Genomic DNA, 15,184 nt, shown 5'->3' on the forward strand with positions numbered 1-15,184 from the left:
GGCGAGGAGCGGACCAACACCACCGACCCGCTGGCAGTCTCAGCCCTGAGCACCATTCCGCCCGGCACCACCATCCCCTGCACCCTGTTTGTCTCCGGCGACAGCGCCGACTATGCAACGAAGTTTGCAGTTCAGCTGCGGGTAGGGGAACCGCCGCCTCAGCCGGGAACGATCATCTGGGGTCCGAAGGTCTGTCCGGGAATGCCGACCGACTGGGGTTTGTACGGCGTAGCTTATAACACCCGGGACAGTCTGATTTACTGCATCTATTTCTTCAGTGCCCAGGCTTACAAGTATACTTCCGACTCCTTCCTGCAGGCGCGCGGAACGATACCACTGCCCGAGGATTCCTGCACCGATATCGACTACTGCGAGTATGATAATACCTTCTGGGTGGTTGCCAATCCTTCCAAGCGGGTTTATAAAATAACGCCCAGCGGTTCGGTAATCCGTTACTTTTCAGTGACGCAGGCGGATTATCCGGTCGGGGTGACTGAACATGAGGCGGCTCACCTTGTCTATGTCAGCGACCGCCGGAGTACGACCAATCAGCAGCGGATTTTTGTGTTTGATACGCTGGGAAATCTTCAGACGACAATTACTCATCCGGTTTCCGGATATTACGGGACAAGGTGTCTGGCGCTTGACTACCATCGTCCCGGGAATCCGCCTTCACTGCTGAATATCTTTACCTGGTTTGATGCGGGTGGCACAGCGCTTGAATCCTGCGCGGTTACCGAGATTGACCGGGCGAGCGGTGCGCTGCTGAACCGGTTCCGTTTTGTCAATACCGAATGGAATATCCGGGGTGTTGAGTATGACCCGCGGGATGGTTCGTACTGGGTGACGATTATGCAGTATACCTCCGGTTCCAATAATATGATTTTCAAGATGGTAGGCTTCAACTATGGCGTCGGCGTGGCTGAAGGACCCGGGACCGGGCGGCTGGAGCGGGTGCAGCTGCAGGTGCGTCCGAATCCCTTCCGTGAGCAGACGGTCATGGCGATAAGGCTGACAGAACCGTCAGCGGTTGATCTCGAGATCTATGACCGCAGCGGCCGGCTGGTCCGGAATCTGGGACGGGCAGTCCCGGTGGTCACCCAGACGGAGTTCATCTGGGACGGTACGGATGACTTTCACCGCAGTGTTGCCCCGGGAATATACTTTTACCGGATTCGGGATGGTCAGCGTGAACTGTGGGGGAAAATGGTGCTTACCCGCTGAAGGGGACGGTGATTGTAAAACTTGACGGGACGACGAAATAGGGTATATTATTAACTTGGAATTGCCGACATAGCTCAGCCGGTAGAGCAGAGGTTTTGTAAACCTCAGGTCGGGGGTTCGACTCCCTCTGTCGGCTGAAAAAGATGGACGGGTTCCCGAGTGGTTAAAGGGGGCAGACTGTAAATCTGCTGGCGAACGCCTACGGAGGTTCGAATCCTTCCCCGTCCATTTGCATTTTTTAAGCCCGTGCGGGCGTGGTGTAATGGTAGCACAACAGCCTTCCAAGCTGTTTGCGTGGGTTCGACTCCCATCGCCCGCTAAGCGGAGAGATTTTGGATTGAAAGAAATTGTTGACAAGAAATAAGTTATAATTATAATTATTGAACTTTTGCCCATGTAGCTCAGTCGGCAGAGCACTTCCTTGGTAAGGAAGAGGTCGCCGGTTCAATTCCGGCCGTGGGCTGAATAATCAGTTAAAGCGGTTTGTGTTTAAGTGAGAGAAAAATAAGGATTTGAATACAAGGAGGAAAGGACCATGGCTAAGGCAAAGTTTGAACGGAAGAAACCGCATGTCAATGTCGGGACGATCGGTCATGTGGACCACGGTAAAACGACCTTGACATCGGCGATTACCAAGGTGCTCGCAACCAAGGGGCTGGCGACCTATACAACCTATGATCAGGTGGCAAAAGCCAGCGAAGCCCACGGCCGGCGGGATGAGACGAAGATTCTGACAATCGCAGTTTCGCATGTGGAGTATGAGAGTGAGAAAAGACATTACGCCCATATCGACTGTCCGGGGCACGCTGATTACATCAAGAACATGATCACCGGCGCCGCCCAGATGGACGGGGCGATTCTGGTGGTTTCGGCAGCGGACGGCCCGATGCCGCAGACAACCGAGCACATTCTGCTGGCACGGCAGGTTAATGTGCCGGCGGTCGTGGTCTATCTGAATAAAGTGGATCTGGTTGACGATCCGGATCTCATTGAACTGGTTTCTGAAGAAATCAAGGACATTCTGAATAAATACGGATTCCCGGGAGATAAGACACCGATTATCAGGGGCAGTGCACTGAAGGCACTGCAGGAGGATTCCGGACCGAATGTGGACTCAATCTGGGAGCTGATCAAGGCGCTGGATGATTTCATTCCGGAGCCGGTCCGGGACATCGACAAGCCGTTCCTGATGCCGATCGAGGACATTTTCTCAATTACCGGACGCGGTACGGTAGTTACCGGCAGAGTGGAACGGGGAATCCTCAAACCCGGCAGTGAAGTGGAAATCATCGGCTTTGGCAAGCATGATAAGGTGGTAGTTACCAGCATTGAGATGTTCCGCAAGGTTCTGGATGATGCGCGGGCTGGTGACAATGTCGGTCTCCTGCTGCGGGGTGTGAGCAAGGAGGAAGTGGAACGGGGTATGGTTGTGGCAGCGCCGGGTTCGATCAAACCCTACAAGAAATTCAAAGCCGAGGTTTATGTTCTGACCAAGGAGGAAGGTGGAAGGCATACACCGTTCTTCCCCGGTTACCGGCCGCAGTTTTATATCCGCACGACCGATGTCACCGGCACGGTTCAGCTGCCCCCCGGTGTGGAGATGGTGATGCCTGGTGACCATGTGACGATGGAGATTGAGCTGATTACGCCCGTTGCGCTGGAGCAGAATTCCAAATTCGCAATTCGCGAGGGTGGCCGGACAGTGGGTGCAGGAACGGTAGTCGAGATTATTGAGTAAAGATGCGTATATTTGTTACCCTGGCTTGTGCAGAGTGCAAGAGTCGGAATTATCATACGGACAAGAATAAAAAGAAAACTCAGCGGATGGAATTGAAGAAATTCTGTCCCAGCTGTAAAAAACATACAGTTCACAAGGAGGTTAAATAGGCCAGTAGCTCTAACGGTAGAGCGGCGGACTCCAAATCCGTAGGTTGGGGGTTCAAATCCCTCCTGGCCTGTAAGAAAAATGAATATCTGGAAAAAAATTAAAGAGTACATCAAGGATGTAATCAGTGAACTGAAAAAAGTAAGCTGGGTAAAACCGCGTGAACTCTGGACTACCACACTGGTGGTTATTGCTTTTTCGGCGGTACTGGGCGGGTTCATCGGTTTGTGTGACTTTATTTTCTCCCGTTTGCTGGCACTGATTCTGCGGTAATCAAATGGGAAAGGCGCGATGAAGTTTTTTGTGGTTCATACCTACACCGGCAGAGAGAAGAAGGTGAAAGAGCTGCTGGAGAAGGCGATCAAGATGCAGGGTAAGGAGGAACTTTTCGGACGGGTGATTCTGCCGGCAGAGAAGGTTGCCCGGGTGCGCAAGTCAAAGATTGTTACGGAAGAAAAGCGGTTGTATCCAGGATATATTGTCGTCGAGATGGAGCCGGTTGAGGAGGCGCTTAAGCTGGTAACATCAATTCCCGGGGTTACACATATTCTCGGGACAAAACAGCGACCGCTGGCGCTGTCGGAAGATGAGGTAACGGCAATCTGTGAACAGATTGAGCAGGGCAAGGACCGGATTGAACCGGAGGCGCCGTTTGAGAAAGGGGAGACGGTAAAGGTAACAAAGGGACCGTTTGCGGGGTTTACCGGGACGGTGGAGGAGATTATACCGGAACGGCGCCGGGTCAAGGTGATGGTTACCATTTTCGGACGCCCAACGCCAATTGACCTCGATTTTCTCGAGGTCCAGCCAATTTAGGGAGGATTTGTTATGATGACGAAGAAAGTTCTCGCAGTAGTTAAATTACAGATTCCCGCAGGTCAGGCGACTGCAGCACCACCAGTTGGTCCGGCACTGGGGCAGCACGGTGTGAATATTGCGGAGTTTATCCGGGCTTTCAATGAGGCAACAAAGCGGGAGCCGCCAGGAATGCTGATTCCGGTGATTGTTACGATTTACGCCGACCGGAAATTTACATTCGTGACCAAAAGTCCGCCGGCATCGGTGCTGTTGAAGCAGGCAGCCGGACTGGCAAAGGGTTCGGCTGAACCCAACCGGGTAAAGGTGGGTGTGGTAACCAGAAAGGCGATCCGGGAAATTGCGGAAAAGAAGATGAAGGACCTGAATGCCAGCAGTCTGGAGGCGGCAATAAAAATCATCGAAGGGACCGCCCGTTCGATGGGACTTACAGTGGAGGGTTAATGAGACACAGTAAACGATATCGTCAACTGCGGGAGAAGATCGACCGCTTGAAAAGTTATTCACTCGCTGAGGCGGTCCGGCTGGTCAAGGAAAACGCCAATGCCAAATTTGATGAATCGGTAGAGGTGGCGGTCAGGCTGGGGATTGATCCGAAAAAGCAGGAACAGGCGGTTGCCGGGACGGTGACGCTTCCGCATGGCACCGGTAAAAAGGTGAGGGTACTTGCCTTTGTCAAGGGAGATAAGGTGGATGAAGCCCGGGCCGCCGGGGCCGATTATGTGGGGTTTGAGGATCTGGTGGAGAAAATCAGTTCTGGCTGGACCGATTTTGATATCGCAGTGGCAACCCCGGACACCATGCCTGCGGTCGGAAAACTGGGTAAGATTTTAGGACCGAAAGGATTGATGCCATCCCCGAAAACCCAGACCGTGACCTTTGATATCGGGAATGCAATCCGTGCTCTTAAGGCGGGAAGAATCAATTATCGAAATGACAAAACCGGAAATGTCCATGCGGTGGTCGGGAAGGTCTCATTTGCACCGGAACAGCTGATTGACAATATCCAAACCTTTGTCCGGGAGCTGATGAAGAACAAACCCTCAACCGCCAAGGGGCAGTTTATCCGCAAAGTGGTTATTTCCTCGACTATGGGGGTGGGGATTAGAGTTGACACCAAGGAATTCAGTGAAGCGGTGAAACGCGAGGTTTAAAATGCCCAAGGAAGAAAAGGTTAAATTTATTGAAGATCTGCAGTCAAAAATCAAGGCAGCGACTGCACTCTATTTTCTCGACTTCAGCGGACTGCCGGCGAATGACTTTAATGAGTTCCGGCGCAGCGCCCGGGAGCAGAATATGATGGTGAAGGTAGTAAAGAATCAGCTCGCACTGAGGGCGCTGAAGGCATCGGGCGTTCCCGATGGGATTGATCAAGTCCTCCGCGGTCCGACCTCCATGATTTTTGCAGTTGATGATCCGGTTGCGCCCGCACGTTTCCTGAAGGATATGGGTAAACGGATACCCAACATCAGGTTCAAGGGTGCCTATCTGGAAAATACAGTTTACACCGCCGAGCAGTTCGACCTTTTGGCGAATCTGCCGACCAAGCAGGACCTGCGCGCCGAACTGGTGGGCGTTCTTGCCGGCCCCATATCAGGACTTGCTGGAGTGCTGGAGGGTATGCTGGCAGAGCTGGTTTGGGTGCTTGAGCAACTGGAGCAGAAAAAAAGTACCGTGTCCGGGAGTTAATCATGGCGTCCCGGGATATTGATCCAAGATTGCTGCTTCTAAGCAAAATGGCTGAAAAATTTCTAAATTAAGGAGGAAAAAATGTCTGAGGATAAAGTTCAGCAGTTAATTGCTACGATTGAAGGGTTGACCGTGACCGAACTGGCAGCACTGGTAAAGGAGTTGAAGGAGAAATTCGGGGTGACAGCTCCCGCATTTGTTGCCGGGGTGGCAGCTCCTCAAGCTGCGGCCGGTGGTGCAGCAACGGATACCAAGGCAGAGGAAAAGACCGAGTTCACCGTTACCCTGGTTTCAGTTGGTGACAAGAAGATCCAGGTGCTCAAGGAGCTGCGTGCTCTGACTCAGCTGGGTTTGAAGGAGGCAAAGGATATTATTGAGAAGACACCAAGTGTTATTAAGGAGAATGTCAGTCGGGAGGAGGCGGAGCGCCTGAAGGCGAAGCTGGAAGAAGTCGGTGCCAAGGTGGAAATTAAGTAAGATTTCCCTGGTCCGCGGTTGTGCAGCAGAGGAACCAGCGGTTGAGCGGTTTATTTAGCACGGGTGGAGCGTAAACAGGAAAGAGAGTAAATGAGTATAAAACAGAAAAACTTTGCAAAGAGTCGGACGGTCCTTGAAATTCCCAATCTGCTTTCGCTCCAGTGGGAGTCGTTTGCCGAATTTACCCAGTTCAATGTCGCACCGGAACAACGCAAGGTGCAGGGGCTGGAAGCGGTGTTCCGGGAGATGTTTCCGGTTGTTGATGAACACAAGAACTTCCGTCTTGAGTATGTGCGCTACGAATTTGGCGAGCCTCGCTATTCTCCCGAAGAGGCGATTGCGCGGGGAACTACTTATGCCCTGCCGCTCAAGGTGATCTTCCGTCTGGTCAGAACCGGATGGAAAAAAGATAAATTGCGGGATACCGACGTTGGTGAACCGGAAGTGAAGGATGTAATCGAACAGGAGGTATATTTCTGTGAGCTCCCTTGGATGACGGTAAACGGCTCATTCATTATTAACGGGGTTGAAAGAGTAGTCGTAAGCCAGCTGCATCGTTCCCCCGGAGTCTATTTCTCAGAGGAAGAGGAAGAATTGTCGGCACTGCTGGTTCCATTGCGGGGAGCCTGGTTTGAGCTGGTCGTAGATAAGAATCAGACGCTGATGGTAGTCCTTGATCGTAAGAAACGGGTATCTGCCGGGACATTCCTTCAAGCCTTGGGATATACCCATGCTGATGTGCTCAGAAAGCTGTTCAAGGTAGAGCGACGGAAACTGCAGCTGGGAGATGTTCTTGCGGAAGATATAAAAATAGAGGATACAGATGTTACCGAGGCGAAACGGGAGCCAGTAGTTTTAGCAAGGGCGGCAGAGCGTATTACCGAAGGTCTTTATGAATATCTCACTGCCAAGGGGATTGAGGAGGCGGAAATTGTCGTTTCCGGTCAGCCGGGTATCGATATTATTGTGAATACACTCGAAACCGACAAGGCCAGTTCCAAGGATGATGCGGTAAAAAGGATATATCTGCGCTTGCGAAACATCGTACCGCATTCGCTGGAAGTTGCGGAAAATATGATTGCGGCGATGCTGTTTGATCCGCGGCGATTTGACCTGGGCCGGGTCGGGCGTCTCAAGCTGAATCAGCGGCTCTGGCTCAGGACCAGTCCGAATCAGACTGCGCTTGATATCAATGATATCTTTTCAATTATTGACCGAATCCTGCGAATCGCGGCAGAAGCGCAGCTGGCAGTACTCAAGATCGAATGCAAAGACAGGCATGATGTAGATACGATTGTCAATCTATTGACAGAGAGTGGCGCTGCTCCTGATAAATACGAGTTTTTTGATCGTAATCGCATAGTGGAACTGTGGTTTAAATCTGAGGATTTGGGAAAGCTGGCGCGCGAGATTTTACATCGGGCGGGCTACAAATCAGATTTGCAGATGTTCCGATACGGGCTGGATGATGTTGATCATCTGGGCAGCAGGCGGGTAAGAAGAGTCGGGGAGCTGCTGGAGAACCAGTTCCGGCTCGCATTGACCCAGCTTGCTCAAAATGTCCGGGAAAGGGCAGCGTTTGTTGACGATGCGCAGCTGGTGCCTCAGGAGTTGGTGAATACTCGGGTAGTTGCAAATGCGGTCATGCAGTTTTTTACCCAGAGCCAGCTGTGTCAGTTTATGGAGCAGACCAACCCGCTTGCTGAGTTGACGCATAAGCGGCGGGTTTCGACTCTTGGTCCCGGAGGATTAACCAAGGAGACGGCCGGCTTTGAAGTCCGCGATGTGCATTATTCTCATTACGGCCGGCTCTGTCCGATTGAAACTCCTGAAGGTCCGAATATCGGTTTAATTGCCACGGTTGCCACTTACGCCCGTATTGATCCTTACGGATTTATTAGTACTCCTTACTGGCAGGTAAAGGATGGCAGGGTGATCATGGGGAAGGGAAAGGAGGTTTACCTAACGCCTGATGAGGAGGACCGTTATACTATTGCTCAAGCGACCTCGGAACTCCTTCCCGATGGCAGTTTTGCCAAATCGGAGGTTATCTGTCGTCGACGGGGCGATGTAGTGGTAGTCCCGGTGGAAGAAGTTGATTTTATAGATGTTTCTCCGAAGCAGCTGTTTGCTCCTTCAACAGTTATGATTCCGTTTCTGGAGCATGACGATGCTGACCGGGCATTAATGGGTGCCAACATGCAGCGGCAGGCGGTTCCGCTCCTCGTGCCTCAGAAACCATTAGTGGCTACCGGAGTTGAAGAGAAATTTGCGACTGAATCGGGTGCAGTGGTTATTGCTCAGGAGGATGGAATTGTTACAAAAGTTGATGCCAGACGGATCATTGTTCGCACTGAAAAGGGGCTGGTAGAACACCGGTTGATAAAATACCGGAAATCCAATCAGTATACCTGTCTGAACCAGCGGCCGGTAGTCCGGGTTGGTGATGAGGTGAAAAAAGGAGATCTGCTCGCCGACGGACCGGCGACAGATGAGGGCCAGCTGGCGCTGGGGAGGAATGTGCTGGTGGCGTTTGTGCCCTGGCGGGGATATAATTACGAAGATGCGATTATCGTTTCCGAAGATTTATTAAAAGAAGACGCGTTTACATCTATTCAGATTCTGGAGTTTGAAATCCAAGCCCGGGAGACGCGGTTAGGCCCGGAGCAGATTACTCGTGATATTCCCGGAGCAACTGAAGACGAGCTGAGGAATCTGGATGAGTTTGGAATTGTGCGGATCGGAGCGGAGGTTGGTCCTGGTGATATCCTTGTGGGCAGGATTACCCCCAAGGGGGAAACTGAATACACTCCAGAAGAACGGCTTTTGAGAGCGATTTTCGGAGAGAAGGCAGCAAATGTAAAGGATACATCATTACGGGTGGAACCCGGGGTTTTTGGGACAGTAATTGATCGGCGAATTCTCTCCCGGAAACTTAATGACCGACTTTCCCGCCGGCTGGAAAAGGAACGGGTGAATGAGGCAGAAAATCGTTATGAGGTGAAGAAAGAGTTTTTCCGCCAGCGGCGCGATGAGAAGTTGAGGGCATTACTTAAAGGGCATAAGGCAGCAGCCAATGCCCGGACAAGCAAGGGGAAGATTGTTCATAAAGCCGGGCTGGTAATGGATGATGAGTTTCTTAATTCGGAAGAATTTTCCAATGTTGTTAACTTTGAGCAGCTGTTGGTCAATCCCAGACTCCAGGATGAAATACGGCAGGTACTGAAGGAATATGATGACGCGCTAACCAAGGCTCAGGCGGAAAAGAGAAATGAAGAGGAAAGGGCAACGCGGGGTGACGAACTGCCTCATGGTGTATTGCAGTCCGTGACGATTTTTATTGCCCAGAAGCGGCGACTGGCGGTTGGTGACAAATTCGCCGGGCGGCATGGTAACAAGGGAGTGGTCTCCAAAATTTTGCCGGTTGAAGATATGCCCTATGTTGCTGTTAATCCCCAGGAAGCCGAGAGCAATACGATCAAAGAAATGCGTGGATTGCCAGTTGATATGGTCCTGAATCCGCTGGGCGTGCCGTCGCGAATGAACTTAGGGCAGGTTTTAGAGGCACATCTGGGCTGGGCGGCACGGGTTCTGGGATATCAGGCGGTGTGTCCGGTTTTTGAAAGCGCAACCCCCGAGGAAATCAAAGAGGAGTTGAAGAGAGCCGGATTGCCGGCAGATGGTAAGATTGTCTTGTACGACGGCCGAACCGGAGAGCCGTTCAAGGGAAAGGTTACGGTAGGTGTAATGTACATGATGAAGCTGATTCATATGGTAGATGATAAAATCCATGCCCGCTCAACCGGTAAATATTCATTAATTACTCAGCAGCCGCTGGGTGGTAAGGCGCAATTTGGCGGACAGCGTTTTGGCGAGATGGAAGTATGGGCTCTTGAGGCTTATGGTGCAGCGCATGCTTTACAGGAGATGCTGACGATTAAGTCTGATGATGTGGAGGGGAGAAGCGCACTTTATGAGGCACTGATCCGGGGCAAAAACCCACCGCGTCCCAAGGCGCCAGCTTCATTTGCGGTTCTGATTAAGGAGTTACAGGGTTTGGGATTGGAACTGATTCCGGAAAGGGAAAAGAAAATATAATAATGCGGGGAATTTTTGAGGTGAGGAGGTCGGATGAGCAGTGAAAGAGAATTCGTGTATGATTTTGATTCACTTCGGTTAAGACTTGCGTCACCAGAAACAATAAGGAGCTGGTCGAGTGGTGAGGTAATTAAACCGGAAACGATTAATTATCGCACTCAGAAGCCGGAAAAGGATGGTCTGTTCTGTGAGCGAATTTTTGGACCCGTAAAAGATTATGAATGCAACTGCGGTAAGTACAAGCGAGTTAGGTACAAAGGTATTGTCTGTGACCGATGTGGAGTGGAGGTGACGCTTTCTTCGGTGCGGCGCCATCGCATGGGACATATCGAACTGGCGGTACCGGTTGCACATACGCTCTTTTATCAGGTGCCGCCATCGAAGATTGGATTAATACTGGATTTGACGATTAATCAGGTGGAGACAATTCTTAATTATGAAGTCTACATCGTCATTCAGCCAGGTGCTTCACCTTTCAAAAAAATGGATCTCTTAGATGAAGAACAATACCGGGAGGCACTCGAAAGAAGGTACGACGGATTTGAAGCTGATACTGGTGCAGTTGCGCTTAAAAAGCTGCTTGCTTTGATTGAGCTTGATGATTTAGCAGCTGATTTGAGGGCAAGAATAAAGCACGAGACTTCGCGGCGGTTCAGCCTGCTGCGCCGTCTGCGGGTAGTGGAGGCATTTCGTAATTCGGGAGCCAGACCGGAATGGATGATTCTGGATGTTCTTCCAGTGATTCCGCCAGACTTGCGACCACTGGTGCCACTGGAGGGGGGGCGTTATGCGACTTCAGATTTGAATGATCTCTATAAGCGGGTCATAGTGCGTAACAACCGGCTGAAACATCTTATGTCCATTCGGACTCCTGAGATTATTCTCAAGAATGAAAAGCGGATGCTCCAGGATGCAGTTGATGCGCTATTTTTGAATGAATCGCGTCCCAAACCGGTGAGGGGTAAAGCCGGGCGTCCCTTGAAATCACTCTGCGAAGCATTGCGGGGTAAGCAGGGAAGATTCCGGCGCAATCTGCTCGGTAAAAGGGTTGATTACTCAGGGAGATCGGTAATTGTGGTTGACCCGACTTTAAAGTTGCATCAATGCAGTCTTCCCAAGGAGATGGCACTGGAGCTCTTTAAACCGATGATTCTGAGACGACTGGAAGAACGTAAGCTTGCCGACAGTGAACGGGGTGCCAAACTTATGTATCGGCAGGAGGCACCGGAAGTGTGGGAAGTACTGGAGGAGGTTACAAAGGACCATCCTGTGCTGCTGAACCGGGCACCCACACTGCATCGTGTTTCAATCGAGGCCTTTTATCCGGTGTTATCTGAACATCGAGCGATTGGGATTCATCCCCTGGTTTGTCCGCCGTTTAATGCTGATTTTGATGGTGATACGATGTCGGTGCATGTTCCTGTGACTCCTGAAGGGATTCTGGAAGCAGCAGTTTTGATGCTGGCACCGCATAATATTCTGTCCCCAGCACACGGAAAACCATTGATGGTTCCATCACAGGATATTGTTGCCGGGATATACTATATTACTAAAACAAAACCCGGAGAACCCAAACCTGCTGGTTCGTTTGATGATTTTCATACCGTGCGCTCGGCATTTGATCTCAACGAATTTGATCTCCACGAATGGATTAATTTTCGATATCAGGGTAAGCTTATTCTGACAACAATAGGCCGTGTGCTGTTTAATGCCGTACTGCCCGAAGGGCTTCGATTTGTAAATGATACCGTTCCCAAGGAAAAACTCGTTGGGCTAATCGACCGGTGTGCACGGACACTGGGGCTTGATGTTACTGTAAAGCTTCTGGATGATCTGAAGGATCTGGGTTTTGAGATGGCAACTAAATCCGGATTGTCGATTGGAATGGATGATGTTGTGGTGCCAAAGGAAAAGCAGAAGATACTGGAACGCAGTGACGAAGAAGTAAGGAAGGTCCAGAAGGCGTATGATCGGGGATTGATGACTGAATCAGAAAAATACAACAAGATTGTTAACATCTGGACACTAGCGACTGCGGAGGTTGAGGAAGCACTGATGGGGAGATTGCGTCAGGACCAGGATGGTTTTAACCCAGTCTTTATGCTGATTGATTCCGGGGCACGCGGTTCCCGGACGCAGGCAGCGCAGCTGGGTGGAATGCGAGGGTTGATGGCAAAGCCTCAGAGGAGAACCGTGGGAGAGGAAGTTATAGAAACGCCAATCAAAAGTTCCTTCCGTGAAGGGCTCTCAGTGTGGGAGTACTTCATTTCCACCCATGGTGCACGCAAGGGATTGACCGACACTGCCCTAAAGACGGCGGAAGCGGGGTATCTCACCCGCAGGCTCGTTGATGTAGCACAGGATGTGGTCATTACAATGGAGGATTGCGGGACAATTGTCGGCCAAGAGGTCACTGCGCTGCGTGAAGGAACTGATATTATTGAGCCGCTGAATGAGCGGATTGCCGGTCGTTTTGCGCTGGATGATATCGTGAATCCGGTGACCAAGGAGGTAATTGTCCGGGCCGGTGAGGAAATCACTGATCAGGCAGCTGAGGAAATCGAAAATTGCGGTATTGAAATGGTAAGGGTGCGTTCCGTTCTAACCTGTGAGGCTCCCAATGGTTTGTGTGTGAAGTGTTATGGTCGCAACATGGCGACAGGGAGAATCGTTGAAATCGGCGAGGCAGTTGGTATTGTGGCAGCGCAGTCAATCGGTGAGCCCGGGACACAGTTAACGCTGAAGACTTTCCATGTTGGTGGTGTAGCCGCACGGGTTGCTGAACAGACAAAGGCATTTGCACGTTTCGCGGGGAAAATCAAATTTGAGAATCTGACTGTCAGCAGACGCAGCGATGGGGAATCGACAACTTTGGTGCAGGGGAAGATAATGTTACTGTCAGCGGAGCGTCAGATCCCATACAGCGTGCCGGTGGGAGCGCTGATTCGAGTGGAAGATGGACAGGAAGTTAAGGAAGGTGATGTTTTGTTTGAATGGGAACCTTATTCCATTTCGCTTCTTGCCCAAGTTAAAGGGAAGATAAAATTTAGAGATATCGAAGTAGGGAGAACACTCAGGGAAGATATAGATGAACAGACCGATCGAATGCAGAGGATAATTATCGAAGACCGGTTGCGGAAACTGCACCCAATGATTGAGCTTGTGGATGAACGGGGTAAGGTGGCAGATCGATGCCCGCTCCCGGCCGGGTCATATTTAATGGTTGAAGAGGGGCAGAGTGTGTTGCCGGGTGATGTGCTGGCGAGGCTCGTCCGGGAGATGGCGCGAACCCGGGATATTACTGGCGGTCTTCCCAAAGTAGCGGAGCTGTTCGAGGCAAAGAGAGTTAAATCGCCAGCGGTAATTTCAGAAATCGATGGGACGGTTGAGGTTGGTGAACCCAAAGAAGGTAAGCGACTGGTTAGAGTGCTTTCGGATGGCGGGGCAGTGAAGGAGTATGAGATACCTTACGGAAAATATCTCCTCGTCCAGACAGGAGATCGAGTTAAAGCCGGGGACAAGTTGTGTGAAGGCTCAGTTGATCCTCATGATGTGCTTAAAGTAAAAGGGTGGCTTGCCGTGCAGGAGTTCTTGACTAACCAGATTCAGGCGGTTTATCGGTTGCAGAAGGTAAAAATCAACGATAAGCATATTTCAATAATAGTGCGGCAGATGCTACGCAAAGTGCGAATTGAAGACGCCGGAGATTCCAACTTTATTGAGGGAGAAATTGTCGAACGGCGTCGAGTACTGGAAGAGAATGAAAGGCTGCTGGCTGAAGGTTTGCGACCGGCAAGCTACCAACCGATTTTGCTTGGTATTACCCGAGCCGCTCTCCTGACGGAAAGTTTCCTCTCGGCAGCCTCATTTCAGGAGACAACGCGCGTGCTTTCCGAAGCTGCGATTCAGGGACGAGAAGATAAGCTCCGTGGCTTAAAAGAAAATGTAATAGTCGGAAGATTGATTCCTGCCGGGACCGGTTTCCGCGAGTTCAGCAGAATCAAACTGGTGACAGCCGAAGAAGAAAAACAGCAAGAGGAGGCGGCTTAGTAGATTATGGTGTGGCTTGTAATCGGGATTAATTTGGTGTATAATTCTATAAAGGAGATAATATGCCGACGATTAATCAGTTGGTGAGGAAACCGCGTAAGAAAGTTAGGGCGAAATCGAAGACCCCGGCACTGCTGGGTAATCCTCAGAAGCGGGGAGTATGTACTCGTGTATACACAACTACCCCCAAGAAACCGAATTCAGCATTGCGTAAGGTTTGCAAGGTGCGTCTTACTTCGGGATATGAGGTGACTGCTTACATCCCCGGTGAAGGACATAATCTGCAGGAACATTCAATCGTTCTTGTCCGGGGGGGGCGTGTAAAAGATTTACCCGGTGTTCGTTATCATGTAGTTAGAGGAGTTTATGATTGCAGCGGTGTGGAAGGAAGAAAGCAGGCACGCAGTCAATACGGTGTAAAGCGGCCCAAGCAATCTGCAGGATAAAGGGAGAATTATGGCAAGGAGAGGCAAATACAAAGTTCATACCGTAGCTCCTGATCCGAAGTACAATTCGGTACTGGTTGCTAAATTTATCAATAAATTAATGTGGGACGGCAAGAAGACGGTTGCGCAAAAGATATTTTATGAGGCGCTGGCTCTGGCAGAAAAGAAAGCCGGCGAGGACGGTTATTCGATTTTCCAAAAGGCAATTAACAATGTAAAGCCGGTACTTGAGGTTAGACCCCGTCGAGTCGGAGGGGCTACTTATCAGATTCCAATGGAAGTCTCACCGCGGCGCAGGGATGCTTTGGCAATTAAATGGCTAGTAGAAGCAGCTCGTGCCCGGGGAGAGTATACTATGATTGAACGTCTGGCAAATGAATTGATTGATGCCAGTAAAAAACAGGGCGCAGCATTTAAGAAAAAGGAAGATACTCATAAGATGGCGGAAGCCAACCGAGCATTTGCTCATTATCGCTGGTGAACTGGAATTGAATAAAAT

The 15,184-nt window shown here is 50.7% G+C and carries 13 protein-coding genes and 5 tRNA genes; all 18 read left to right on the forward strand.

Annotated elements, in window-relative coordinates:
• The coding region (locus ABIK48_00005; protein ID MEO0020548.1) for a T9SS type A sorting domain-containing protein at window positions 1-1,224 on the forward strand (1,224 nt) is incomplete at its 5' end.
• A gap of 63 nt (window positions 1,225-1,287) precedes the next feature.
• Window positions 1,288-1,360, forward strand: a tRNA-Thr gene (locus ABIK48_00010).
• A gap of 9 nt (window positions 1,361-1,369) precedes the next feature.
• A tRNA-Tyr gene (locus ABIK48_00015) sits at window positions 1,370-1,452 on the forward strand.
• A 20-nt stretch (window positions 1,453-1,472) separates the two neighbouring features.
• Window positions 1,473-1,543 (forward strand) — tRNA-Gly (locus ABIK48_00020).
• A gap of 71 nt (window positions 1,544-1,614) precedes the next feature.
• Window positions 1,615-1,687: transfer RNA gene (locus ABIK48_00025), tRNA-Thr, on the forward strand.
• Window positions 1,688-1,759: 72 nt separating this feature from the next.
• Window positions 1,760-2,962, forward strand: coding sequence for an elongation factor Tu (gene tuf, locus ABIK48_00030; GenBank protein ID MEO0020549.1), 1,203 nt, complete (start codon window positions 1,760-1,762; stop codon window positions 2,960-2,962).
• 2 nt (window positions 2,963-2,964) lie between these two features.
• Window positions 2,965-3,111 carry a 50S ribosomal protein L33 gene (rpmG, locus tag ABIK48_00035; GenBank protein ID MEO0020550.1) on the forward strand — a complete coding sequence of 49 codons (147 nt, stop codon included), beginning with the start codon at window positions 2,965-2,967 and terminating at the stop codon, window positions 3,109-3,111.
• A tRNA-Trp gene (locus tag ABIK48_00040) sits at window positions 3,110-3,182 on the forward strand. Before rpmG ends, ABIK48_00040 begins: the two co-directional genes overlap by 2 nt.
• Window positions 3,183-3,190: 8 nt before the next feature.
• A complete protein-coding gene (gene secE, locus ABIK48_00045) occupies window positions 3,191-3,382 on the forward strand; it encodes a preprotein translocase subunit SecE (protein MEO0020551.1) in 192 nt (63 codons plus the stop codon).
• An 18-nt stretch (window positions 3,383-3,400) separates the two neighbouring features.
• Window positions 3,401-3,925 (forward strand): transcription termination/antitermination protein NusG, encoded by a 525-nt coding sequence (nusG, locus tag ABIK48_00050; protein ID MEO0020552.1) that lies wholly within the window; start codon window positions 3,401-3,403, stop codon window positions 3,923-3,925.
• Window positions 3,926-3,940: 15 nt separating this feature from the next.
• A complete protein-coding gene (gene rplK, locus ABIK48_00055; protein ID MEO0020553.1) occupies window positions 3,941-4,369 on the forward strand; it encodes a 50S ribosomal protein L11 in 429 nt (142 codons plus the stop codon).
• The gene (gene rplA, locus ABIK48_00060; GenBank protein MEO0020554.1) at window positions 4,369-5,079 is read left to right on the forward strand and encodes a 50S ribosomal protein L1; all 711 of its coding nucleotides are present in this window, start codon (window positions 4,369-4,371) and stop codon (window positions 5,077-5,079) included. Before rplK ends, rplA begins: the two co-directional genes overlap by 1 nt.
• A gap of 1 nt (window position 5,080) precedes the next feature.
• Window positions 5,081-5,614 (forward strand): 50S ribosomal protein L10, encoded by a 534-nt coding sequence (rplJ, locus tag ABIK48_00065; protein MEO0020555.1) that lies wholly within the window; start codon window positions 5,081-5,083, stop codon window positions 5,612-5,614.
• An 81-nt stretch (window positions 5,615-5,695) separates the two neighbouring features.
• Window positions 5,696-6,091, forward strand: a complete 396-nt coding sequence (gene rplL / locus ABIK48_00070; protein ID MEO0020556.1) for a 50S ribosomal protein L7/L12 — start codon at window positions 5,696-5,698, stop codon at window positions 6,089-6,091.
• Window positions 6,092-6,181: 90 nt separating this feature from the next.
• Window positions 6,182-10,189 carry a DNA-directed RNA polymerase subunit beta gene (gene rpoB, locus ABIK48_00075; protein ID MEO0020557.1) on the forward strand — a complete coding sequence of 1,336 codons (4,008 nt, stop codon included), beginning with the start codon at window positions 6,182-6,184 and terminating at the stop codon, window positions 10,187-10,189.
• Between the two features lie 33 nt (window positions 10,190-10,222).
• Window positions 10,223-14,239 carry a DNA-directed RNA polymerase subunit beta' gene (rpoC, locus tag ABIK48_00080; GenBank protein MEO0020558.1) on the forward strand — a complete coding sequence of 1,339 codons (4,017 nt, stop codon included), beginning with the start codon at window positions 10,223-10,225 and terminating at the stop codon, window positions 14,237-14,239.
• Window positions 14,240-14,301: 62 nt separating this feature from the next.
• Complete coding sequence (gene rpsL / locus ABIK48_00085; GenBank protein ID MEO0020559.1) at window positions 14,302-14,685, forward strand: 30S ribosomal protein S12; 384 nt, start codon at window positions 14,302-14,304, stop codon at window positions 14,683-14,685.
• Between the two features lie 10 nt (window positions 14,686-14,695).
• Window positions 14,696-15,166, forward strand: a complete 471-nt coding sequence (gene rpsG, locus ABIK48_00090) for a 30S ribosomal protein S7 (protein ID MEO0020560.1) — start codon at window positions 14,696-14,698, stop codon at window positions 15,164-15,166.
• Window positions 15,167-15,184: the final 18 nt, after the last annotated feature.

It is taken from the genome of candidate division WOR-3 bacterium, from assembly GCA_039801085.1.
Taxonomy (GTDB): domain Bacteria; phylum Hydrothermota; class Tepidihabitantia; order Tepidihabitantales; family Tepidihabitantaceae; genus JAOABP01.

Coding starts and splice junctions, on each gene's coding strand:
- nusG (MEO0020552.1), top strand. CDS start 3,401: ATGAAGTTTTTTGTGGTTCATACCTACACCGGCAGAGAGAAGAAGGTG.
- rplJ (MEO0020555.1), top strand. CDS start 5,081: ATGCCCAAGGAAGAAAAGGTTAAATTTATTGAAGATCTGCAGTCAAAA.
- rplK (MEO0020553.1), top strand. CDS start 3,941: ATGACGAAGAAAGTTCTCGCAGTAGTTAAATTACAGATTCCCGCAGGT.
- tuf (MEO0020549.1), top strand. CDS start 1,760: ATGGCTAAGGCAAAGTTTGAACGGAAGAAACCGCATGTCAATGTCGGG.
- rplL (MEO0020556.1), top strand. CDS start 5,696: ATGTCTGAGGATAAAGTTCAGCAGTTAATTGCTACGATTGAAGGGTTG.
- rplA (MEO0020554.1), top strand. CDS start 4,369: ATGAGACACAGTAAACGATATCGTCAACTGCGGGAGAAGATCGACCGC.
- rpsG (MEO0020560.1), top strand. CDS start 14,696: ATGGCAAGGAGAGGCAAATACAAAGTTCATACCGTAGCTCCTGATCCG.
- secE (MEO0020551.1), top strand. CDS start 3,191: ATGAATATCTGGAAAAAAATTAAAGAGTACATCAAGGATGTAATCAGT.
- rpmG (MEO0020550.1), top strand. CDS start 2,965: ATGCGTATATTTGTTACCCTGGCTTGTGCAGAGTGCAAGAGTCGGAAT.
- rpoB (MEO0020557.1), top strand. CDS start 6,182: ATGAGTATAAAACAGAAAAACTTTGCAAAGAGTCGGACGGTCCTTGAA.
- rpoC (MEO0020558.1), top strand. CDS start 10,223: ATGAGCAGTGAAAGAGAATTCGTGTATGATTTTGATTCACTTCGGTTA.
- rpsL (MEO0020559.1), top strand. CDS start 14,302: ATGCCGACGATTAATCAGTTGGTGAGGAAACCGCGTAAGAAAGTTAGG.